The following is a 21,580-nucleotide window of genomic DNA, read 5'->3' as shown; positions in this document are numbered from 1 at the left end:
AAACTCAGTGGGGGGATGATGGGGAGCCCGCGAACAGAGCGGGGAAACTCACGCGCAAATCCGGCGGCAGAACGCCGGACACAACCTTCAAATAGCCGCGGGCCACCTCGCCGGCGCGGTAGGGCTCCAGGTGCAACTCACGCCCCTGCAAACGCTCCGCGCGTTCTGCCGGAGAGAGCGCCAGCGCCGCTTTTAGTGCCTGAATCAGCCCCGGCACATTGCGATTGGGAAAAGTGAATCCATAGGGCCCGATGGTCTCCGCCAGCCCGCCGCCCTCAGAGCCCACCACCACACAGCCGGAGGCGATGCCTTCCAGCGCCACGATACCCACCGGCTCCTGGTACCGGGATGGCACCACCAAGATGCGATGGCGGCGCATTTCCCGTACCACGCCTTCGCCATCCGTGGGTCCGGTGAAGGTCACCCAACGGGCAATTCCCAAACTGGCCGCACGAGCGATCAGCACTTCTCGCAGTTCGCCATCCCCCACCAGAGTGAGCCGGGGTGAGTCGTCCGCCGGTGCTGGCCCTAGAATCTGCGCAAAAGCTTCGATCAACTCTTCGCATCCTTTTGACCAGGTGATCCGCCCGGCAAACAGCACATCACCCGGACGGGCTCCTTCCACAGGATGCAGTGTGAACCGTTCTTCGTCATAGGGATTGCGCACGATCGTGGATTCCACCGGCAACAGATCCCGGCACCAGGCATTGCACGCAATCACGGCGTGCGCCCGAAACAGTAATGCCAGCATCAGTCTGCCCATCCAGCGGTGCTTCCAGTGCTCCACCTGCGCAGGCGGCGTGTATCCAGAGATGGACAGCACCGCGGGCTTGGACGGCATCCAGAACAAGGGCAGGGCAACCTTCAAATAGAAGTGGTTGAAGAACACCGCATCCGCCCACTGGTAGTGGCTGTGAAGTTGCATCAGTGAGGGCTGACGGTGCACGGTGACGCCGGGCAAATGTGGATCCCACTCACCTGCTGTGGGTGTCACAATGCGGATCTCCACCTCCGCGAGCCGTACAAACTCACGGGCGATCAACCTGACCATGGTCTCCAGCCCGCCCACTTGCGGCAGAGTGAAGGACACCAGGAGCAGTCTGACGGGACGATTCATTGGCGAAGGTTCACGTGCCATCACCGCCGGTTCGGACGCATGCGGATGCGCGCCCGCTCCTCTCTTGACACGCCTGCCAACGGCAGACCTCTGGGCAGCGGGGCGGCCACTGGCTCCAGCGCAGCTTCTTCTGCCTCTGCTTCCTGACCACGACGGTACACCACGGCGGCCAGGCCCACGAGCGTGGCCAGCACCAGGTTGATGGGAACGGTGTGGGTATTGTTCCCCGACATGAGCGTGCCGATGCCGTTCACGCCCACCACCGCCACCACAAAGATGATCACATCCCGGTTCACTGGATCACGAATGCGGAACGTGAAGGTGTGCACCGTCTTGGCCATCCAGATGAGGAAGCCCATGCTGATCGTCAGCCCCACGATGCCATAGTCGATCAAGATACGGTTGATGACGTCGTGACTGTAGTCATCGCTGTCGAAGGCCACGATCGCGTTGCCCTTCCCAAACAGGCTGTACGACTTGGCTTTTTTCAACCGGGTCCAGCCCTTGAGGCGATCGGCAAAGGTTCCCACCTGCACCACCTTGGACGCCCAGCCGCCCCCTTCAATGCGCATGCTGTCATTGGCATCGCCGAGCCGTGCCAGGAGAAAGTCTGAAGCCAGAATGCCTGACAGCAGGGCCACGGCCGTCGCACCGTAGAAGAACTTCGTCCCAGCCGGGGTGCGGAACAACAGGTACGCACCAAAGGTGATGAACGGCAAAATCAGAATCGTCCGCTGCGTGGACACAACCAGTCCGATGAAATAAATGATGGAGCCAAGCCAGAACAGCGCCCGCATCTTCTCATAGCGGATGGCATGCCACACGCCGAACATGAAGAGGTAGGTGATGACGCCAAATGCGGAGGAACTCCCGGCAAAACCATAAGGCCGGGCCTCCTCCCCCGCCCCCAGCATCTGACCGGACAGCACCGGGGAAAAGCCCTTCCGGGCGTAGAACCACTCCATCTCCGTGAAGCCCCAGATGTACTGGCGCACGGCCCAGAGGACCCAGGGCACGCCCAGCCAAAACTGCAACCGGCACAGCCTCATGGCCGCCTCCTTGTCGGGCAGCAAATAGCACATGACCGCAGACAGCCCCAGATAGAGTCCGCCGTTGACCGCATACTGCACCCGCCCGCTCATGCCCCCGCTGGAATCGGAGAAGAACAGCATCGCCGTCATGACGGCAGAAGCGAGGGAGATGATGATCGACGTCCGGTCCGGCACGGGTCCGCGCAACAGAGACTGGGCCGTCGTGCCCAGCAGAATGGCCCCCACCATGGCCATGGAGAGCGCCAGCACCTCCATCACCGTCATCATGCTGGAGGTGCCGTAGTACACGGCCAGTTTCTTGTAATAATCTGCGTAGAAATTGACCCAGCAGAGAAGTACCAGCCCCGTTTTCGGTGTCAGGAAACTGATCAACACCAGCGGCACCGCCACGTACTTGAGCAGGCCCGCCAGCCCCCCGGTGGGGTTGAAGATGATCTGCAGAATCACGAAGACGCTGCAGATCAGTCCCAGGACCATGACAAAGACTGTGATGAGCCGGTTGTTCATGTGATGTCGGTTTACCTCCTCCCCGGGCTTACATTTCCACCTTCCGGTACATGCTGGTGTCAAAGAAGGGGTTCCCTCCCATCGCCAGATACCGGCCCTTCAGCCAGCGGCGCATGACCGCACCCCATCGCCCGCCAGCCAGGCTTGCCAACGAGGAGCTGGCAGATCCCGCCATCGTCGGCGCTTGGGCGCCAGCACCCGCAGAACTCGTCTCCCAAGCGGCGACATAGTCCGACTGCTGCGCCCGCAAGCGATCAGGCACGGGCCCGACCCGCCGCGCCACGACCGCGAGAGACGCCGGTCGCAGGGAGGCAAACTTGTGCCGCTCATGCCCCGGTCCAGGAGGCAGCACCTCATAGATTGCCGCGTCCTCCCGATCCTCAAACATCATCAACGCCGTGAGTTCACAGCCGTTGCCTGCGGTGAAGATCTGCTGGAAAAGTTCTGCGCTGAACTGGTAGAACCCGTGCCCGAACCATCCACTGGCCGGAGTCACAGAAATGTAGTGCCCGCCAGGTTCGAGGAGTTGAAGCGCCCCCTGAAGCGCCCTGGGGAAGTCAAACACATGCTCCAGCGTCCCTCCGTCAAACACCACGGAATAGGCCCCCAGCGACGCCGCAGGTGGCGCTTCATTGAGGTCCCAAAGATGGGTGGCGTTCTCGTAGCTGCTGAAGTCGTAGCTATGAATGGTTTCCGCTTTCAATGCCTTGAAGAGCGGCTCGCAATACTGCCGGGGATCCGTCAGAATCTCCACCCCGGGCCGGGCACCCTCCGGTGCTGCCGACTGCCACCTGGCAAGCTGGGACGGCCTCACCCCCATGAACCCCTGGCGTCCCAGCATGGCCGTTTTGCGGAACGACACTCCCCGGCTCTTGGTCCAGGTGAGAAAGCGCACCGTATTGAGATCAATGCCCATAGATCAGGTCCTGTTTTCCTTTGGAATGATCGCCTGCAGGTCCGGTATCGGCCACAAAAGCGCCCGCCATTGGGTCGCCGCCAGCCAGCGCGTCCGACCATGGAGAAGCGGCAGCGCCGTCCCAATCAACACGGCCGCCAAGGGTGTCGCGATCGCCGCCCCGATGGCACCGGCCACAGGTATCAAAGTCAAATCAATGGCCACTGTGAGCAGCAGGCCTGCCACCGAATAGATGGCCGCCAGCCACCCCAGGTTCTCCTTCACCATCCACGCCACACAGGGTGGGGCGAGGAACGCCGGGACCAGATACCACCCCAGGATCCGGATCATGGGAGCCACGGCATCAAACTTGGGTCCATAAATCAAATGGGCCAGAAAAGGCCCTGCCACGGAAATGGACAGCGCGCTGAGCAGCCCCAGCGCCGCGCTGAGCCGCAGATACTGCACCAGCCTTGCCTGCCCGAGTTCATGATCCGCAGCATAGGATCGCACCACACTGGGAAAGAGCGATGACATCATGAACCCGGGGATGACCAGGAAAGGCTGCACCAGCTCACTGGCTGCACTGTACTGCCCACCAGCAGCCGTACCCTTCATCCCGGTCAGGAAAAACAGTTCACACCGCAACTGGGCATGATTTACCACTCCGAGCCCCGCCCACGCCAGCGACGCTGTGAGCATGTCCCGGGCTGCCGTCCGGTCCCACTGCAAGTGAGCGGGGCGGTCCTTGCGCCGCCGATAAGCCAGCACGACGAGCGCCGACATCATCACCATGCCCAAGGGCTGCGAGAACGCAAAAGTCACGACCCCCACGCCCAAAACTGAACAGCCGATCTCCCACACCCGAGTCAGGGCCAGCCCCGCCATGTTCGACACCGCCAGGACGCGCCCGGCCATGCGGGACTCAAACCAGGCAGCCATGGGCACCATGAAGAGCACCACAAAGTACGAGGTCGCCGCCATGACCACCAACCGACCACTCGTCCCTTCGAAACTCCAGGGCACCAAAGCCCCCACGAGCATCGCCACCAGCCCCCCTACGCCCACCAGCACCATGGCCGAGCCCAGGTAGCTGCTTTCACGGTCGGGATGCGTCAGCATGCGGTGGATCAGCACCTGCTGGGATACCACCCCTCCCACGGAGGCCAGAAGACCCGCCACCGCCTGCCCGTTCCGGTAGAGCCCCATGCCTTCCGGACCCAAGGCTCTTGCCACGAATCCCGCCGCGGCCAATGCCAGCAGGGTGGTGACCACCTTGGTCGCAAACTGCCAGCCGATGTTTCTCACCACCGTCGTCCCGCGGCTCTTGCGGAACCAGGCGAGAAATGACTGCGGTTTGGCGGGCGTTGGAGCGGATTCTTCCATGGGGCGGAGATGTCGGCGCGGCGTCGCCTCAGGCGACCCGTTTCAACCAGCCCAGAGGATGATGTGTTACCACGAACCGCTCGCACAGTGCATGATCCACCTGAAACTCCGGATGGGCGGCCACGTACTCCTTGATCGCTGGCAGCGGACCTGGTCGCGCCTTGCGGTACATGAATTCGGTATCGATGCAGCCGTCCTGAACGAAGCAGTAGCTCCCCACCGTCGCCAGGGGCGCGTAGCGCTCCAGTTCCCCGGCGACATGCTTCTGAGAGTGGTCACTGTCCAGCATGACCAGGATCGGCCCCGTCACTCCATCAGCCATCGCCTTGATCTGGTTGTAGATCTCATCCGAGGTGGAACTGCCCAGCAGGTACGTGATGCGTGGATGGCTCATGTCGTGCAGCTTCTCAACATCAACCGTGACGATCTTCCCCTCCGTCCCCATCAGGTCAAAGAGGGTCGCAAAGAAGAAGGAGGAGCCCCCGCGATTCGTCCCGCACTCGATGATGAGCGAGGGTTTGATCCGGCAGATTACCTCCTGGAGCGTCCACAGGTCCTGCACGTTCTGCCATACCGGCCTTCCCAGCCAGGTCACATCACCAAAAGTCTGGGTCTTGCGGATGAGGGTGTCATAGTAAATCCGGGCCGCCACCTTGCGGATGACCCGCAGGAGGGGATTGGACATCAACCAGTGTTTTTCAAGCGGGTTCTCAGCCATAGGATATGACAGTTGATCTTGTTTTGAAGCGGCGGCCGCGATGATGGTGCCCTCAATTTCCCGCCGGCTCGACCGGGGCCGCAGGCGGGGTCTTGGATTTGGCACCCACCCACGCATCCCAGCGCCGGCGGAGGTTCTGGAGGGGCTTTTCCAGGAGATAGTAGCTCAGAGCCCCCGCCACAATGCACATGGGCACATTGAGAGGAAAATGGGCAAACCAGGGTGTGCCATGGAGCCAGCTCTTGGCCGGGGCGCTCACGAGTTGCTGCCAGAGATAGGTGCTGTAGGAGATCGCCCCCAGCCAGACCGCCACCCGGGTGTTCAGGATGGCATACGTCACCCCCTCCCGCACACTCACGAGGCGGAGGATCCACCAAGACACAAACACCGCCACGAAGGTGGGCTGGATCGGCGCAAAGAAGCGGGACAGATTCGTGGCACAGGCGCGGCTGAGGATCAGCATCCCCATCAGTCCCACAAAATGCCAGATGATGCCGCTGCGCTTGAGCGGCTTAATCACCTCGAACCCTTTCTCCTGGAGCCAGATGGCGGCCAGCGCCCCGGCCATAAGGCAGTCCGCATGATATATCAGCCACCGCCACTCCGTGCCACCAAGCGCATTCGTGGCCGTCCGTGCTACCAGTGAGATCGCCATCACCGTCAGCGCCACCATACGCAGGTGCTTCACCTGCAGGAAGGCCACGCAGAACGGCCAGGCCAGGTAAAACTGTTCCTCCACAGACAGGGACCAGCAGTGGGCATTGAGACCGTCCACCTCCGGAAGATGATTCCGGAAGAAGAAGAGACTGCCCACCTGGGAGAGCGTCGTGACGGAGACCGCCCCCTGAGCCTTCAACAAGGACAAACAGAGCAGGTACACCGCCAGCGGGGGGATGATCCGGAGAAACCGCCGTGACCAGAAGCGCGGGAGAGATACCGCTCCGGCATCTAGTTTTTCCAACAGCAGCAGGCGGGTGATGATGAAGCCGCTGATCACGAAGAACACCTGCACTCCCAGGAATCCCGAGGCGGTTTTGATGGCTTCATTGAGGATCCGCCAGTCCGGCCAGCCCTGGGTGGCCTGACAATGGGCGAAGACCACCATCATCGCCGCGACCGCCCGCAGACCATCCAGGGAAGGCAGTCTTCTTGCATCATGTGTGACCGGGTTCATGAAATAGAACGTTCAGAGCCGTGACCGCAACGCCTTTGGCAAAACAATGCGCAAGGAAAGGAGGAGCCACTTTTTAAGCCACGGTCCCAGCGGGATCAGCACCCCCGCCGGCCCCCAGAAGCGGCGGTGCAATCGCAGTTCCGGCAGCAGACCGGCCCGGGGATTCCACTGGAGCAGCCACCTGGCGACAAATCCCACCGGTTGATCGCCCCGCAGGATGGACTGCCGGGCCCATCCCATGTCAGGATGAACGTCCTCGGCCTCCACCCCGCCCACCAGTTCACGCGGAAAACCATGCCGGCCAGCCTCCAGAGTGTAGTAGTGATCCGCGCAGAGATGAGGAAACACCACCGCATCCGGCAGCCCAGTGGCGGCCACCACCTTTCCGGGCCAGGCGACAAAGTTTCCCACCAGCGAATCCACCGGCAGCACCTCCCCCGGCTTCAAGGCGGAGACATCCAACGGCCGCAGACCGAAAGAAGTCTTTCGCATGCCCGCATACGCCCCCAGCGGGGATCGCGTCACGCCACCGCAGACATGGCCCGTCGTGTGAGCCCGATCCACCAGCGCCTCCACACTGCCCGCCGTGGGGCGGCAGTCGTCATTGAGCCAGACATACATGTCGGCACCCTGGTTTTGCGCGTGCTCCATACCTGCACGGATCCCCTCCATCCACCACCACCGGCCTTCCAGCACCGTCACTTCGGGGAAGCGGGTCCGAATGGCCTGCACGGTCCCGTCTGAGGAGCCCCCATCCGCCACCACCACCTGGCACCACCCCATGACGCCGATGGCATGAAGGTGCTCCAGGCAGCCCAAGGTGATCTCCCGGCGGTTGAACACCGGGATCACCATCCAGACAGATTGGCTCGGGGATTTCAGATCAGATGAAAACTCGAAATCCTGGGCAAAACGCCCGTTCATCGAGATCAGTTGCCACGCTCTTGCGCCAGCAGATGCTCTTCAATGAGATCGCACAAAATGTGGCCCACCAGCAGGTGGCACTCCTGGGCGCGGGCCGTGGTGGGTGACGGGGCCTTGAACGCCAGATCCGCCACTTCCGCGCACCGTCCGCCTCCCAAGGCGGTGAATGCCACGGTGAAACACTTTTGCTTCCTGGCTTCCTCCAGCCCGGCCAGCACGTTTGCACTGTTGCCTGAGGTGGAGAGGCCGATCACCACATCCCCCGGTCGGGCCAGCGCCTCCACTTGACGGGCATAAATGCTCTCAAAACCAAAGTCATTCCCGCCTGCCGTCAGGATGCTGGTATCCGTCGTCAGGGCGATGCCGGCCAGCGCCCGGCGGTTCTGCCGGAAACGCACCACAAACTCCGCAGCCAGATGCTGGGCGTCTGCGGCGCTGCCGCCATTGCCAAAGAAGAGGACTTTCCCGCCGACCTCCAGACTTTCGACGATGCGACGGTACAGGGTGTCGATGAGCGGCGTGAACGACTTAAGCGCCGCGACCACGGCAAGATGATCCTCTAGGTGGTTCAGGATCAGAGATTCAGATTCAACGGAAGGGTCAGCAACTTTCATGAAATGGGATGGGATGGCAGGCCGGAATCTACGCCTTGGGAGCCGTCTGGGAAGCTTTCAATTCTTTCTCCAGCCGCCGCAGGGAGAGCCAGCTAGACCCGACGTACCACGCGTACAGACCGCTCAGTCCCAGGCCTACCATGCCGTCTTTGTAACCGCGACGTCGGATGACCGACCACGCGAAGGAATAGCCTGTGTCCCAAATGGTCTTCCACCACGAGAACTTGTCCCCGGCGTGCTTGCGGCGGGGTCCCTCGAGCTTGATGTAGCGGAGGTGCTTCTCCACGAACTTGGCGTAGCTGGTCATCCAGTAGTGATGCAAGACATTGTCCCCCTCCCACGGAATGACACGGGACTCGAACCCCTCATTTGCGGTGGGCCGATGGTGGACATGATGCACATGGGTGACGCGGTGGCGGTGGTACATCGTGCCCCGCTTGTAGTTCTCCCCGCCCCAGTAGGGGCCCTTCAGGGCGTGGTCTTTGAAGTAGAATAGCCAGGGCAGCTCCACCCGGGCGAGGCGGGGCTCTTCAGGACCCGCCACCAGCTCGGTGATCTGACGCCCCAGCTTGGGGTCCACCACTTCATCGGGGTCGATGCTCAGGATCCAGTCATTCCGAGCCTGGGTGGAGGCCCACTCCAGCACCAGCTCTACGGTGGGCACACGATGGTGCTCCACCATCCGGGCTCCGTGCCGGGCGGTCACCTCCGGTGTGGCATCCGTGCACTCCATGTTCACCACCAGCACCTCATCACAGAAGGAGAGCGAGGGCAGGCAGCGTTCCAGAAGATCCGCCTCGTTGAAGCTCACCACCACACCTGTCACAGGCGCCTTGGGGACCGCCGGCTGGGCTTCATCCGTCAAACCTTTCATCCGTTTTTGGGGTTGGAGGGTAGCACGCTTTCCGCCAGCACACGGGACACTCCCGCAGGCCGGAGTGCGAGGGAACTCCAGCGTGGGCGGCTCTGCAGATACGCAGCAAACCATCGATCGCCCGCAGGAACAAGAAACAACATTTTCGTGTGGGCGGCTGCCACCTCAGAGGCGGACAGTTTCTTGAACTCGTATGCACAGCGAAAGGGCCCGGCCTCCGTCCTGACGATGGCCAGGAGCTCATAGCCCACCTCCGCCAAAAAAGTTCCGAGGCGTTCATGGGAATTGGGCCGCTCGTCTTCCAGGTTGAACTCCACCAGAAACACGGGCCGGTGCCGACGGGCCGTCAGACGCGCACCTTCCAGGGCGAGAATGTCGAAGCCCTCGATGTCCACCTTCACCGCCAGGGGCCGAAGTTGGCGCTCTTCCACAAATCGATCCAGCGTCACCGCCTCCACCCACTGCTGGGCGTCTTCCGCCTTGTCGGCGAGATGGCTGACTGAGGAGGCCTCTCCTTCGCAGAAACCCACCTGGCCGTCCTGGTCGGCCACTGCCCTTTCCACCACCTCCACGTTGGCCGCACGGGCGGCCGTACGGGCCATGGCCTCACGGTTTCTCGGATCAGGCTCAAAGGCATACACCCGTCGCACGAGCGGAGCCAGGAGCAGTGCGTAATATCCAATGTGCGAGCCCACATCGAGGAAATCACCCTGCCTGCTACCGGGATGCTCCATCAGGTACCGCGCCAGAATGTGCTCGGCATGCCAGTCCACCGAGGCCTGGGTGACGAAGACATCCGAGGCAAAATAATTCCCCTTGGGCAGGGGAAGCCGGAGGCCGGTGGGAAGCAGGTAGTCCGTAGGACGCCCCCCCAGAGATTGCAGCAGCCGCCAGAGGCAGCGCCTCCAGACATAGCGGACCGGGCCCACCTCCTTGGCAAACACGTAGTTCATGATCCGGATTGGTTTCAGGAAGCGACGTCCTGATACGCGCGGCAGCGCTACGAATCGTACGCCGCCCGCAACTCCTCAGGCGTGACACAGGCGGTGCCCAGCTTGCCAACGACGATGCCACTGGCATGGTTGGCCACGTCTGCGGCCTGCACCGGGTCCAGCCCGCTGGCCAGCGCCATGGTCAGCACGGCGATGGCGGTGTCCCCCGCGCCGCTCACGTCATAGACCTCACGAGCCCGGGTGGGAATGTGATGCGGTGCCTCATGGCGGCGGAAGAGCATCATGCCCTGCTCACCCAGAGTCACGAGCACCATGGGTGTGTCCCAGCGCTCCAGGAGGGTGTGCCCCACGCGCAGCAGTTCTTCGTTCTGCTCCGCCGGCACTGGCAGATGATGATCCTCCAGTCCGGCAGCCGCAAAGGCTTCAAGCCGATTGGGCTTGACCAGGTTCACTCCGCTCCAGGGCAACGGATTGCGAGGCGATGGATCTACGGTGACCAAAATGTTGGAAGCCCGGGCGATGCGAGTCACGGAGCGCATCAATGGCTCCGTGATAAATCCCTTGCCATAGTCCTCCAGGATGATGGCGTCCAGTTCGCCAGCGGCTGCGCTGAGCTTCTGTTCCACCTCTTCCAGCTCCTCAGCAGTCAGGGCCACGAGCTTCTCGCGGTCCACCCGCACAATCTGTTGCTGTCGGGCCACCACGCGCGCCTTGGAGATCGTCGGGATCGTATTGCTCACCAGCATGGACTGGGTGCCCACGCCTTCGCTCTGGAGCAGGCGCCCCAGATGATCCGCAGCATGGTCTCGTCCGATCCGTCCCATCAAAGACACCTGGTTGGAAAAGCCAGCGATGTTGCAGGCCACATTGGCCGCACCACCCGGGTTGAAGGTCTCCTCTGTCACCTCCACGACAGGCACTGGGGCCTCTGGGGAGATGCGGCGCACGTTGCCGCGGACAAAGTGGTCGAGCATCACATCCCCAATAACGAGGATGCGGGTCTGGCGGAAGCGGGCGAGGTCGGCTGAGGTCACGCGGTGGCGGGAGTCTGGATCACGGTCTGGGCGGGCCGGGGCGCGGTCCCTTTATGCCTTCGCTGCAAGGGCACGCCGTGCCCGGACTGCCGCGGCGAGGTCGTCGAACATCTCCAGCGTGGTTTCCCAGGAGACGCAGGCGTCTGTGATGCTCTGACCATAGGTAAGCTCCTGGCCCGGCTTCACATCCTGGCGCCCGCCGCAGAGGTGGCTTTCGATCATCACCCCTGCCACCCCGGTGCTGCCAGAGGCGATCTGGGACGCAACATCCTTGGCCACCAGCGGCTGGCGGCTGTAGTCCTTCAGGCTGTTGCCGTGGCTGCAATCCACCATCAGGTGCGGGGGCAGACCGCGGGAACGAAGCTGCTCCACCGCATTGCTCACGCTGGCGGCATCGTAGTTCGGGGAGGCTTTGCCCCCGCGCAGGATCACATGGCAGGCGTTGTTTCCTTTGGTCTGGACGATCGCTGCGGTGCCGTGCTTGGTCACAGAGAGAAATACATGCGAACCCTGGGCCGCCGCAATGGCGTCCAGCGCGATCTGGATATTGCCATCCGTGCCGTTCTTGAAGCCCACAGGCATGGACAAGCCGGAGGCGAGCTGGCGATGCACCTGGCTCTCCGTGGTGCGGGCACCAATGGCCCCCCAACTCACCACGTCCGCAATGTACTGCGGCGTGATCACATCCAGAAACTCCGTGCCAGCGGGCACGCCCATCTCCGCGATCTTCACGAGCAGCTTGCGGCCTTCCCGCAGACCGGTGTTGATGTCGAAGCTCTCGTCCAATCCAGGATCATTGATGAAGCCCTTCCAGCCGACGGTGGTCCGCGGCTTCTCAAAATAGACACGCATCACCAGTTCCAGCTCCTCCGCATACTTCTCACGGGCCCCCTTCAGCAGCTCGGCATATTCCAGGGCAGACTTGGGATCGTGAATGGAGCACGGGCCTGCCACCACCAGCAAGCGGTCGCCGCGTCCCATGAGAATGTCTTCGGCTGAAACACGAGACGCCGTCACAAAGTCTTCGTGGGCCTCTCCCAAGGGAATCTGGTCCATGAAGATGCTCGGCGACACGAGGTCGCGAATATGCTCAATGCGAAGGTCGTCTGTACGGTGCTTGTCACTCATGATCGGGTCCCCTGTGGAAAGGGGGATGGCCAAAGTCCGCGGGTGGGGCCGACGCGCAAGTGATTCGTCAGAATCTCAGCATGCCATCGGTCGGATTCAAAGAGGGCTCTCCCCTCCTGATCAAGCTGCCGCCCCCGGTCAACTGGGCCAAGCCAGAACCGTTATCGTCAACACATCGTTCGTTTTCAATGGCAAGACGCACCGTAAAAGTGGGACTCGCGGCTAATCTCCCCTTGTGAGGATGTGGACATTGGCAGCGCCCGCAGACTCTCAATATCGGAAATCATTACAATTATGGTAATTTTATAACGGCCAGGCGCTTTGCAAAGTTAAAAAGTCGGCGAAAATAAAAAATCCCCCTCCTGCTTTGCAAGCGGTACTTTCAACTCCGGATGGCGAAATGATCCGCAGGGGGCTCACGGGCCTTTTTTGGCTGCCATCACATCCCGAGGGGCTTTTTCGCTCAGCAATTTGGAAGCCTGCACCTCCACGAGACTTTGGCGGCCTAGAAACTCAAGAAGAAGCTTCACGCGCTGCTCCCCGCTGGCCAGGCTTTCCACGACCCCTTTCAGCCCACGCATGGGACCTTCCGCCACTTCCACGGTGTCACCCACCTCCACACCGTATTTCACCTCACGGAGTTCCGCCCCCTGCATCTCCTCCCGAAGGTTCTCGATCGTTAAGTCTGGGATCGGAGCCGGATCCCCCCCGAATCCCACGATTCGGATGACGTTATGGGTATGCTTGACCGCGCGATGCGCTTCCGAGTACACAAAGCGTGCAAAGAAATAGCTGGGAAAGAGGGCCTCCACAAACCAGACCTTCCCCCGCGGCGTGCTGCGCTGGAAGCGGATGCGAGGGCAGAAGGTCTCCACATGCTCCAACTGCCGCATGGAGGCTGCCGCGATGTGTTCACACTTCGGTTTAGTATGAACGCAATACCAATGGGCTGTCTCAGTCTCGGGCATCGTGGGTGATCTGCTGCGGTGCATCATCCCGTCCGCAGGGGGATGCAAGAGCTATCTTGCTGTCGGCCAGATCAGGGGCCCTTGCGAGTAGGGCTGCCGGTGGCGCGACCACTCCGGGCAGGCGGTCCGACGGGGATGGCCCTGGGCACCGATCCGGCAGCAGCTTCCACATCCGGGGCTTCACCGGGTTTGCGAAATTTCTCCTTCTCCTGGGTGGTGCTGAAGTATCGCGGACGCCACATGGGCTCCCCCACGCTGCCTTCTCCCACGTACTCAAAAATCTCGCTGACTGGGAAAAGCACCAGCCCTGGCAGACCGCGGAATTTTACCTGCGCTTCAAACTTGATGCGATCCTCCAGAAAGTCCACCTGCCCCTTGGAAACCAGCCTGAACACTCCCGTGAGAGCCTCCAGATCGTCCGTGCGCACAAATCCGTCGGCCACCTGGAAGGTGCAATCCGCCTCCTTGGCAAGGTTGTAACCGCTCATGGGTCGGGGCAGCAGCGCTCCGATCAGGGGAGTGAGCGGCCCGAGGATGGGCACCGCATAGAGGTTGCCATTGAGAATGATGAGTGCCCCGCGCCCCTTCAGCGTCCGCCAGTCCCCCAGTTTGCCAGAAAAGATAAAATGGCCTGTCAGGTCCCCCTCGGTGTCATTGGAGGGTGAATACACGCGGGCGAAGCGCTTGAAACTCAGGCCATTCATACGCAGTTCGCCCTCGTAGGCGGGCTGGCGGATCGCGTCGTTGATCTTACCCTTCAGCGTGAAGCTGCCGTTGAAGAGCCGCGCCCCGGCATTGAACGTCACTACGCCCTTTTTGCACACCACCTCCGCTGTGACCCGCTCAAAGGGCAACGGCTTGCCAAAAACGCCGTAAGGAAAGCTGCCCGACTGGAAGGACACCGTGTAGTCATGCACATCCGGAGTGAGATCCGCAGCGCCACGGCAGGTCATGTCCTGACCGAAGACTTTGCCCGTCACGGCATAGCCCAGCTGACGCCCCTTGAACTTCAGTTCCCCGGCGGGCAGGTGGATCGTGTAATCCTCATCCCACAGCACATAGTGCGCGGTGCCCGCGGACTTGAACTTCACCTTGAAGTCGCTGTTGCCATACTTGTAGCCAATCAGCCCGTCCAGCTCCACACGGGGATGTTTGTCAAAACGGTAGCCCTTGATCACCGCCGCCGTCTGCTCGTTGAAGCAACTGGTCAGCGCCACAGGGTCCAGATCCGACAGCACTCCCGACAGCAATGCTGTCTTGGCGGCATCATCGACTTTGACCTCTCTGGCGGAGGCCCGCCCCTCCTTACGCTCAATTTCAACCCTGCTGTAAGTGGCCCGGGGTCCGGTGAACTCGAAGTCGGCGCTCAGTCGCTCGAAGTCCTGCCCACGGTACGCAAAATTGTGGACCTCCGCACGGCCCTGATTGGTGCAGTTGGCGATGTTGGGGTCCGGTCCGGCACCCTCCACTTCGGCAAAGATGCTTGATTCGTGCCGGAACTTGAACCGCTTGATGATCTCCTGCGTCTGGGGACGGTTCGTGAAAGGCAGGAACACATGCGGATCCATCTGGAGCAGCGCCCGATACTTGAAACCCTCCCCCTGACGCCACATGGCCTGCAGCCCGAGGCTGCCCGTGGAGTGCCTCAACCGCACATCTCGTACATACCACCCCTCCGGAGCAAGCCCAAAGCTGCCTGACAACCCCTCCAGCATCTCTCCCCGGGTGGCAAAACGTCCTGCATCCACACTCCCCACGCAGTTCACGGGCAGGCCGCGCCCTTCCGCCGTGGGCTGGTTGAGGTGGTAGATCCCCTCTGCCCGCACACTCACGGGCTCATAGAAGACCACTTCGCGAAACGCCTCCTTTTCAAAGACCGCCGCGCACAAGCCGGGAAGATCTGCGGTGGAGCGGAAGTGGAAATCCACATCCTGCCCCCCCAAGGTCCATGCCGCCGCCAGCTCCAACTGCCCCAAACGATCCCGCACCCGCAGGTGGGAAAGGTCCACAGTCTCCCCAGAGTAGCTGGCCAGCACATCCAGATCCTCACACACATAGGTGCCATGCCGGAGGTTGCTCGCCCGGAGGTGCATGGTGGCATTCATCTCCTCCGGCTTGGCCAGATCCCCGGTGATCTCCACATCCAGGTTGGGTGCCACCGCCGTCTCGAAGTGCTTGAGCACGCGGGCCGTGTCCAGGATCAAGCCCCGCCGGGCCTTGAGCAGCGCCATGCGCCGACGCTTGCGCTCCTCCGCCGCGGCGGGATCCTCACGCTGGCCGGTGAACTTGGGCTTCAACACCGATCCCCGGAGGTGCAGCGCCAGGCCAAAGAGCTTCGCCTCCGCTTTTCGCACCTCGATGCGATCGCCGATCATGTAGAGGCGGGCGCTGATGTCTTCCAGCTTGATGACCTCCGAATCCGCCTCGTCGGGATCCACGGCAAAAGACAAATTTGCTTCCCGCAAGTCCACGCCTTCGAGAAAGAGCTCGTTGCGCAGCATCTTCCCGTAGTCCAGATCCAGGTGGAGCCGGTCCACCTCGGCGACGACGCTTTTGCGATCAGCGTCCTGAAACACGGTGATGCCACGCGCCACCACCCCTTCAAACGGATCCAGCGTCAGGCGGTCCAGCGTCAAGTACACCCCACGGTGCTTGAACTGCTCGATCACGAACTCGCGCCATTTGCGGGAGAACCCATCGCTACGCACATACCCAGCCGCCGAGATGCCGGTGCCCAGCAGCACCAGCAAGATCAGTCGGCGGATCCACACATACATTCCCGGCATGATAGCCTGCCCTTTCTACGGGTGCAAAGAATCTGCTTCGGACCTGTAGAGAACGGATCAAACTGTCGCGCTCCCCGTGGCCACCTCCCGAAGTTGATCCCCAACGGCGATCTAAGAGCCCTAAGCGAGCCAACGTGGGGCACGGTCAGAGAGGCCCTCAACGCTGAAGGCATTGTGTAGATGCTCCGTCGCCAGAAGGCGTTCCCTCGCAGGCATTTCTGCTTTTCACCACGGCCATCTCCCGCTAAGCTCGGCCATGCTTTCCCTCACGGTGCTCGGCAGCGGCAGTTCAGGCAATTGTGCAGTGCTCCGCACAGAGCGCACCTGCCTGCTCGTGGATGCCGGGCTGAGCGCGCGCCGCATCACTCAGCGGCTGGAACAGGTGGGCTTGAGCGTCGGCCAGCTCGATGGCATTCTGCTCACTCACGAGCATGGCGACCACACTGCCGGGCTGGAGGTCCTTTGTCGGAAACATGAGGTACCCCTCTTCTGCACCCCGCTCACCCAGGAAACCCTGATGAGCAGCTTTGAGAAAGCCAGGCCCCGGTGGCGGATCATGCAAACCGGCGCGGCCTTCCAGTTTCAAGATCTCCGCATCGAGTGTTTCCCGGTCCCGCACGATGCGGTCGATCCTGTCGGCTTCCTCATTCAGGATGAAGATTCCCGCCTGGGAGTGCTCAGCGATGTGGGCTTCATCACCAACCTCATCCGTGACCGGTTGAAGGGGGTGCACACCCTCTTCATGGAGGCCAACTACGATGGCCCTCTGCTGGAAGCTGATACCAAACGCCCTTGGGCTACGAAACAGCGCATCAGCGGCCGGCACGGCCACCTTTCCAATGAACAGGCCGCCGAGCTCGTGCAGCATCTCGCGCACGAGCATCTCCAGCACGTGATCCTGGGTCACCTCAGCGAAGACTGCAACTGCCCCAACGTGGCCCGCCAGAAGATCACCGCAGCATTGCACTCCGCCGGAGTCACCTCAGCCCAGGTGCATTGCGCGAACCGCCACGAGCCCCTCCCCTGGCTGGAGGTCGCCCGACGGACCCATGCCGTCCTGGCCCCACCGGTCGCAGCCCCGTTCCCAGAAGTCGCTCCAGTAGAGGAGGCACTGGAACCAGCGCCAACCCCACCCCCTGCCCCCGCTCCGACACCTGTCCCCATCCCTTCCGTGCCCGTGCCACTGCGTGAGGAGGAAGACTCGGGGTACCAAGTCATGGAACAGCTCGGTCTCTGGTCGTCCATGCGAGCGGCGGGATGAACCGCCAGCTTGATCTCCGCGAGACTTGAGCATACCCTTGGACGAGGGAGCATTCGAATGGGTATCGCCAGCATGGCACGAAGAGATCGAAGAGAAATCAAGGCCGTCCGGCCTTACCTTTGAGACCACCGGCACGACCTGGGGTTTTTTCCTCGCCCTTTTTGCCTGCTCCTTGGGACGGCATTTGCGCGAGCGCCCAAGCTGCGGCACCTGGCTGAACCGCACGGCAGGCGCCTTGTTCGTGCTTCTCGGCATGGGACTTGCGACCAGCAAGTGGAGCCAGGGATTGGAAAGGCACTTGCAAGCGCCGACCGCCAGTCCTGTCAGCGTGCCTCAAGCAAAACACCAGGTGCCAGCACTCACCTTCCGTCGATCCACCTTCAACACCGGCCGTAGCTCAATCTGAAGCTCATCTTCGAAGGGGATTAGAAGCCTCCCCGGCCCTGTTGGAGGAGATGCAGCGGCTTGGTGCGCCCGATGGAGATTGCGGGCCACAGGGCGGCAAGGCTGGACAGCAGGAGGACAGCGGCCAAGCTGCTGAGCACCTCCGGCCAGGGCACGACAAGATCGGTGTTCATCCCTCCAAAGAAGCTGATATAGCGTGACATGCCAGCGCCGCACCATCCAGAAAGGGTGCCAAATACCAGGCTTAGGCCGCCTGCGACGACACCGATCAAAACACCCTCCGCCACCACCAGACGCACCAACAGGCTGCGGGTGTAGCCGACGGAGCGTAGAATGCCAAAGTCCCAGCGCCGCGCATGCACCGAGGCGAGCAGAGTGTTGAACACTCCCACCGAGGTGATGAGAAGCACCACCACTGGCAGCCGGCTCAGGACCCAGAGCCACTGCCGGGAGTGGGCATTCACGATGTCACGAATGTCCTCGATGCTGTGCAACTTGATGTAGGGCTGCTCACTCCCAGCGGTCGGATCGCCCACCACAGCGGGTTTTCCGGAGGAGATTTCCAACAACCTTCTGGCGGCCTCCTCCACCGCCTCTCTGCGGGTCTGGTCAAGGTCCCAGTTGAGCCACACGTACGGGACGGCCTGAAACTGGAAGTCCTGCGCCACCGTGGCGTAGTCCGCGAAGACCAGGGCAGCCGCCCGGTGGGTGCGGGTGCGCATGCCGGTGGGTTTCGTCTGCCAATGCCAGCCGGGCATCTTCACGGTGGCCGCGATGACGTAGGCGACCGGCTGCCCGGGACGTTCCGGCGGCACCAGCTCAAAGGAATCCCCCAGCTTCAATCCGGACTCCCTCAGAAAGTGATCGGGCACGATGCAACCGCGCCCCTGCCGGAGCAGCGCCACGGCCTGCTCCGCATGACCTTGAACCCACTGAAACTTGAACAGCGGCGAGCTCCCGCCAAAGGCACGCTGGGCATCCACCCCCACGATGACAACGCTGTCCTGCCGCACCACGGTGGCGCGCACCGCACTGTGGGTGAGATCCTCCTTGAGCCGGGGTTGTTCCACGACCACCGGCAGGGCTTCCGTGATGCCTTTCCACGAACTCATCTGGGCGGCCGCGGCGGGATCGATGCCGCCCGGGCGGAAGGCGATCATCGCGTCCGGCGCCCAGCGACCGGGAAGGAACCCGCCCAGCATGGTATGCCCCCAGACGTGAATGCCGATGAGCAGGCCGAGCCCGACGCTGAGGGCGACAGACGTGGCGAGGGTGCGGGACAAGTTCGATGAAATCTGACTCAACAGCAGCCGCGGCGGGATGCCCAGGGCGCGGGCCAGCAGCGGACTCAGGCCGCGATCCACCAGATGCACGAGCGCCGGGCTGCACAGCACGACACCCGCCGCCAGACAGCACTGCCCCACCACCAGGTAGGCAACAAAGGGCGCCTCATCCCCATGCGGCAGCACGCGGGCCACCAGGGGATACACCGTGAGCAGGACCAGTCCCAGTGCCAGCCAGCCGGGCCGGAGCCCTCCAGAAGGCGGCTCAGCGAGCTTGCCCATCACATCCAGCGGGCGCACCCGCATGGCCCGCCACGTCGGCCAGAAAGAGGCCAGCAACGCCCCGCCAAAGGCACACACCGCAGCGAGCATCAGACTGAACGAGCCCACCACCGCCCCGTCTTCCAGCAGGTCAGGAGCCCTGGCCACCGCCAGCTTCATGAGAAGCCAGCCGCTGGTGCAACCGACCACGTAACCCACCGCCCCGAGCAACAGCGCCTCCAGCACCACCAGCAGGGCCGTCTGCATCCGGGTGAGCGCCACCGCTCGCAGGATGGCGAGCTGCCGGATGCGTTCCGTCACCCCCATGTTCAGCGTGCTCAGGATGATGAAGAACGCGGCCAGCATGGCGACGACTGCGGCCATGTGCCCTTGGAATTCGAGATTCTCCGCAGAGGCGCTTTCATCCAGCGCCTCCTCGATGTCATGGGCCTCCTGGAACTGGCAAGGCGTGGCCAGAGCACTCAGCCGGGGAGACCACTGGAAGCGGAACCGGGTGAGGTCGGCTCCCTCTCTCAAACCCACCCCTATGAAACTGATGCGGCGGGCCTCACCTGTGGCCCGTTCCAACAGGTTCGTGGAGACAAACACCCCTCCCACTGCGGGGGTCATCGTCTGCGTCTTCGCCACGGAGGCACTCCAGCCGGACACGTCCGGGCTGCGGACCAGCCCCACGACACGGAGACGCTGCCGTCGTTTCCCTGAACCGACGACCAGCTCATCCCCCACCCGCACTCCCGCAGCCTCCGCTGCGGCGAGGCTCAGTACGCCCTCGGCCTCCGCTCCGTCGGCCAATCGTATCCACCGGCCGTCCACCAGCTCAAAGGGCGGAGCTTCCGCATCCGTTCCCACCACCGTGCCCGGCAGCTCACCGCGCCGACCTGCGGCGCCGGAAGGCTCCGCCCGGTCCACGGTGGTCTGCGCAGCCCACATGGGATCCACCACCCGCACCGCGGGATCGGCGCGCAACAGCGCCACGGACTCCACCGGCACGTCCTTCTGCGCGGGAGCCGGGATGACGCCGGGTGCCACCTGGCTGAAGTGGCTGATGGGGGCCACGGAGAGCTCATAGCGGCCGAGCGCGAGGTTCGCGTACTCATCGAACGTCTTGAGCAGCGCATCATAGCCGCTCACCACCCAGATCACCATGGCCGCGGCCGCCGCAGTGGCCAGCGAGGTGAGGGTGAGGCGCAGGGGATGTTCCCGCACATGGGCCCAGGACAGCCTTAGAAGCGTCTTCATACAGCTGATTGCAGCGCGTGTTCATAAGCCAGGGCGACCGCTTCCGCCCCAGCCCCGGGGGTTACAGGAAACTCCGAGAGGCACCGGCCGTCCTTGAACACCACCACCCGGTCCGCCCACATCGCCACACGGGGCTCATGGGTCACCATCACCGTGGTGCGCCCCTCTCGTGTCACGAGGTCACTCAGCACCTGGCAAAGCTCCTGCCCGGTGCGGGAGTCGAGACTTCCCGTGGGCTCATCTGCCAGCAGTATGGCGGGCTCCATCATGAGAGCCCGGCCAATGGCCACGCGTTGCTGCTCCCCTCCGGAGAGGGCATCGGGCCGGTGGTGCCGGCGGTCCAGCAGACCCATGCGCGTCATGATCGCCTCCGCCCGCTGTTTCACATCCGGCAGCTCCATGGCAGGGAGCTGGATGTTCTCCTCCGCCGTAAGGCTGGGGATCAGGTTAAAGGCTTGAAACACCATGCCCACCTGTTTCCGTCGAAATCGGGTCAATGCTGCGTCTGAGAAGGCGGCGAGGTCCTGGCCCGCCACGATCACTTTGCCCTCATTCACATCCGTCAAGCCGGCAATGGCATGCAGGAGCGTGCTCTTGCCCGAGCCAGAAGCTCCCATGATGGCGACGAACTCACCGGACTTTACCGTGAGATCGACCTGCTGGAGCGCATGGATCTGTCGCAGGCCCTGGGCATAGATTTTGACCAGGCGTTCCAGCCTGACGGGATGATCACCGAATGAGTTCATGATGGATTTGCCTGGCAGGAAAATGGTTCGGGTATTGACTGCGTTAAGCCTGTCCTCGGCCAGATTGTCATCGTTCAGCTGGAGCCGCTCACAGCAAGGGGCGGGGAACATCTGGTCCAGGTGACCATCCGGCCCCTCCCAGAAGATTGAGAGAGGTCAATGCCAGCAGCGGTCTCCAGGAGACGACCGGCAGATGAAACAACGAGGCGAGGACCTTCAAAACGGTTTGAGGAG

General features: G+C 62.5%; 18 protein-coding genes. 2 read left to right on the top strand and 16 right to left on the bottom strand.

All coding sequences use genetic code 11. From position 1 onward, the window contains the following. Positions 1–4: 4 nt before the first annotated feature. From VSP_RS02655 to VSP_RS02590, 14 genes are all read right to left on the bottom strand, one after another. On the bottom strand, positions 5–1,117 hold the full coding sequence (locus tag VSP_RS02655; RefSeq protein ID WP_009958548.1) for a glycosyltransferase family 4 protein: 1,113 nt from the start codon (positions 1,115–1,117) through the stop codon (positions 5–7). Between the two features lie 20 nt (positions 1,118–1,137). Beyond that, positions 1,138–2,676 (bottom strand): hypothetical protein, encoded by a 1,539-nt coding sequence (locus VSP_RS02650; protein WP_009958544.1) that lies wholly within the window; start codon positions 2,674–2,676, stop codon positions 1,138–1,140. A 28-nt stretch (positions 2,677–2,704) separates the two neighbouring features. Further along, positions 2,705–3,592 carry a class I SAM-dependent methyltransferase gene (locus tag VSP_RS38815; RefSeq protein WP_009958543.1) on the bottom strand — a complete coding sequence of 296 codons (888 nt, stop codon included), beginning with the start codon at positions 3,590–3,592 and terminating at the stop codon, positions 2,705–2,707. 3 nt (positions 3,593–3,595) lie between these two features. After that, complete coding sequence (locus VSP_RS02640) at positions 3,596–4,957, bottom strand: oligosaccharide flippase family protein (protein WP_009958542.1); 1,362 nt, start codon at positions 4,955–4,957, stop codon at positions 3,596–3,598. Positions 4,958–4,985: 28 nt separating this feature from the next. After that, entirely contained in the window at positions 4,986–5,675 is a 690-nt protein-coding gene (locus VSP_RS33530; RefSeq protein ID WP_009958541.1) for a CmcI family methyltransferase, read from the bottom strand. A gap of 52 nt (positions 5,676–5,727) precedes the next feature. Continuing rightward, positions 5,728–6,849 carry an acyltransferase family protein gene (locus tag VSP_RS02630; RefSeq protein WP_009958540.1) on the bottom strand — a complete coding sequence of 374 codons (1,122 nt, stop codon included), beginning with the start codon at positions 6,847–6,849 and terminating at the stop codon, positions 5,728–5,730. Positions 6,850–6,861: 12 nt separating this feature from the next. Further along, positions 6,862–7,773, bottom strand: a complete 912-nt coding sequence (locus VSP_RS02625) for a glycosyltransferase (RefSeq protein WP_009958539.1) — start codon at positions 7,771–7,773, stop codon at positions 6,862–6,864. A 5-nt stretch (positions 7,774–7,778) separates the two neighbouring features. Next, positions 7,779–8,387: a D-sedoheptulose 7-phosphate isomerase gene (locus VSP_RS02620; RefSeq protein WP_009958538.1), complete on the bottom strand. Its 609-nt coding sequence runs from the start codon at positions 8,385–8,387 to the stop codon at positions 7,779–7,781. A 28-nt stretch (positions 8,388–8,415) separates the two neighbouring features. Further along, the gene (locus VSP_RS38810) at positions 8,416–9,261 is read right to left on the bottom strand and encodes a glycosyltransferase (protein ID WP_009958537.1); all 846 of its coding nucleotides are present in this window, start codon (positions 9,259–9,261) and stop codon (positions 8,416–8,418) included. Further along, positions 9,258–10,214: an FkbM family methyltransferase gene (locus VSP_RS02610; protein ID WP_009958536.1), complete on the bottom strand. Its 957-nt coding sequence runs from the start codon at positions 10,212–10,214 to the stop codon at positions 9,258–9,260. The genes VSP_RS38810 and VSP_RS02610 overlap by 4 nt, the downstream gene beginning before the upstream one ends. Positions 10,215–10,261: 47 nt before the next feature. After that, positions 10,262–11,248 carry a D-glycero-beta-D-manno-heptose-7-phosphate kinase gene (gene rfaE1 / locus VSP_RS02605; RefSeq protein ID WP_009958535.1) on the bottom strand — a complete coding sequence of 329 codons (987 nt, stop codon included), beginning with the start codon at positions 11,246–11,248 and terminating at the stop codon, positions 10,262–10,264. Positions 11,249–11,299: 51 nt separating this feature from the next. Beyond that, on the bottom strand, positions 11,300–12,376 hold the full coding sequence (locus tag VSP_RS02600; protein ID WP_009958533.1) for a 3-deoxy-7-phosphoheptulonate synthase: 1,077 nt from the start codon (positions 12,374–12,376) through the stop codon (positions 11,300–11,302). A 416-nt stretch (positions 12,377–12,792) separates the two neighbouring features. Further along, positions 12,793–13,344: a transcription termination/antitermination protein NusG gene (gene nusG, locus VSP_RS02595; RefSeq protein ID WP_157210698.1), complete on the bottom strand. Its 552-nt coding sequence runs from the start codon at positions 13,342–13,344 to the stop codon at positions 12,793–12,795. 71 nt (positions 13,345–13,415) lie between these two features. Next, positions 13,416–16,130: a hypothetical protein gene (locus tag VSP_RS02590; protein ID WP_157210697.1), complete on the bottom strand. Its 2,715-nt coding sequence runs from the start codon at positions 16,128–16,130 to the stop codon at positions 13,416–13,418. Between the two features lie 256 nt (positions 16,131–16,386). Between VSP_RS02590 and VSP_RS33520 the strand changes: the two genes are divergently transcribed. Beyond that, positions 16,387–17,391: an MBL fold metallo-hydrolase gene (locus VSP_RS33520; protein ID WP_009958529.1), complete on the top strand. Its 1,005-nt coding sequence runs from the start codon at positions 16,387–16,389 to the stop codon at positions 17,389–17,391. A 25-nt stretch (positions 17,392–17,416) separates the two neighbouring features. Then, a complete protein-coding gene (locus tag VSP_RS41855; RefSeq protein WP_157210696.1) occupies positions 17,417–17,797 on the top strand; it encodes a hypothetical protein in 381 nt (126 codons plus the stop codon). 19 nt (positions 17,798–17,816) lie between these two features. Here VSP_RS41855 and VSP_RS02575 read toward each other — a convergent pair whose 3' ends face one another. Beyond that, entirely contained in the window at positions 17,817–20,600 is a 2,784-nt protein-coding gene (locus VSP_RS02575; protein ID WP_009958527.1) for an FtsX-like permease family protein, read from the bottom strand. Next, a complete protein-coding gene (locus VSP_RS02570) occupies positions 20,597–21,346 on the bottom strand; it encodes an ABC transporter ATP-binding protein (RefSeq protein WP_044133866.1) in 750 nt (249 codons plus the stop codon). The genes VSP_RS02575 and VSP_RS02570 overlap by 4 nt, the downstream gene beginning before the upstream one ends. Between the last annotated feature and the right edge of the window lie 234 nt (positions 21,347–21,580).

The organism is Verrucomicrobium spinosum DSM 4136 = JCM 18804, assembly GCF_000172155.1.
GTDB lineage: Bacteria > Verrucomicrobiota > Verrucomicrobiia > Verrucomicrobiales > Verrucomicrobiaceae > Verrucomicrobium > Verrucomicrobium spinosum.
The sequence above is the reverse complement of the archived record's forward strand: the minus strand, read 5'-3'. Positions and strand labels throughout refer to the sequence as shown.

Coding starts and splice junctions, on each gene's coding strand:
- VSP_RS02655 (WP_009958548.1), bottom strand. CDS start 1,117: ATGAATCGTCCCGTCAGACTGCTCCTGGTGTCCTTCACTCTGCCGCAA.
- VSP_RS02650 (WP_009958544.1), bottom strand. CDS start 2,676: ATGAACAACCGGCTCATCACAGTCTTTGTCATGGTCCTGGGACTGATC.
- VSP_RS38815 (WP_009958543.1), bottom strand. CDS start 3,592: ATGGGCATTGATCTCAATACGGTGCGCTTTCTCACCTGGACCAAGAGC.
- VSP_RS02640 (WP_009958542.1), bottom strand. CDS start 4,957: ATGGAAGAATCCGCTCCAACGCCCGCCAAACCGCAGTCATTTCTCGCC.
- VSP_RS33530 (WP_009958541.1), bottom strand. CDS start 5,675: ATGGCTGAGAACCCGCTTGAAAAACACTGGTTGATGTCCAATCCCCTC.
- VSP_RS02630 (WP_009958540.1), bottom strand. CDS start 6,849: ATGAACCCGGTCACACATGATGCAAGAAGACTGCCTTCCCTGGATGGT.
- VSP_RS02625 (WP_009958539.1), bottom strand. CDS start 7,773: ATGAACGGGCGTTTTGCCCAGGATTTCGAGTTTTCATCTGATCTGAAA.
- VSP_RS02620 (WP_009958538.1), bottom strand. CDS start 8,387: ATGAAAGTTGCTGACCCTTCCGTTGAATCTGAATCTCTGATCCTGAAC.
- VSP_RS38810 (WP_009958537.1), bottom strand. CDS start 9,261: ATGAAAGGTTTGACGGATGAAGCCCAGCCGGCGGTCCCCAAGGCGCCT.
- VSP_RS02610 (WP_009958536.1), bottom strand. CDS start 10,214: ATGAACTACGTGTTTGCCAAGGAGGTGGGCCCGGTCCGCTATGTCTGG.
- VSP_RS02600 (WP_009958533.1), bottom strand. CDS start 12,376: ATGAGTGACAAGCACCGTACAGACGACCTTCGCATTGAGCATATTCGC.
- nusG (WP_157210698.1), bottom strand. CDS start 13,344: ATGCCCGAGACTGAGACAGCCCATTGGTATTGCGTTCATACTAAACCG.
- VSP_RS02590 (WP_157210697.1), bottom strand. CDS start 16,130: ATGCCGGGAATGTATGTGTGGATCCGCCGACTGATCTTGCTGGTGCTG.
- VSP_RS33520 (WP_009958529.1), top strand. CDS start 16,387: ATGCTTTCCCTCACGGTGCTCGGCAGCGGCAGTTCAGGCAATTGTGCA.
- VSP_RS02575 (WP_009958527.1), bottom strand. CDS start 20,600: ATGAAGACGCTTCTAAGGCTGTCCTGGGCCCATGTGCGGGAACATCCC.
- VSP_RS02570 (WP_044133866.1), bottom strand. CDS start 21,346: ATGAACTCATTCGGTGATCATCCCGTCAGGCTGGAACGCCTGGTCAAA.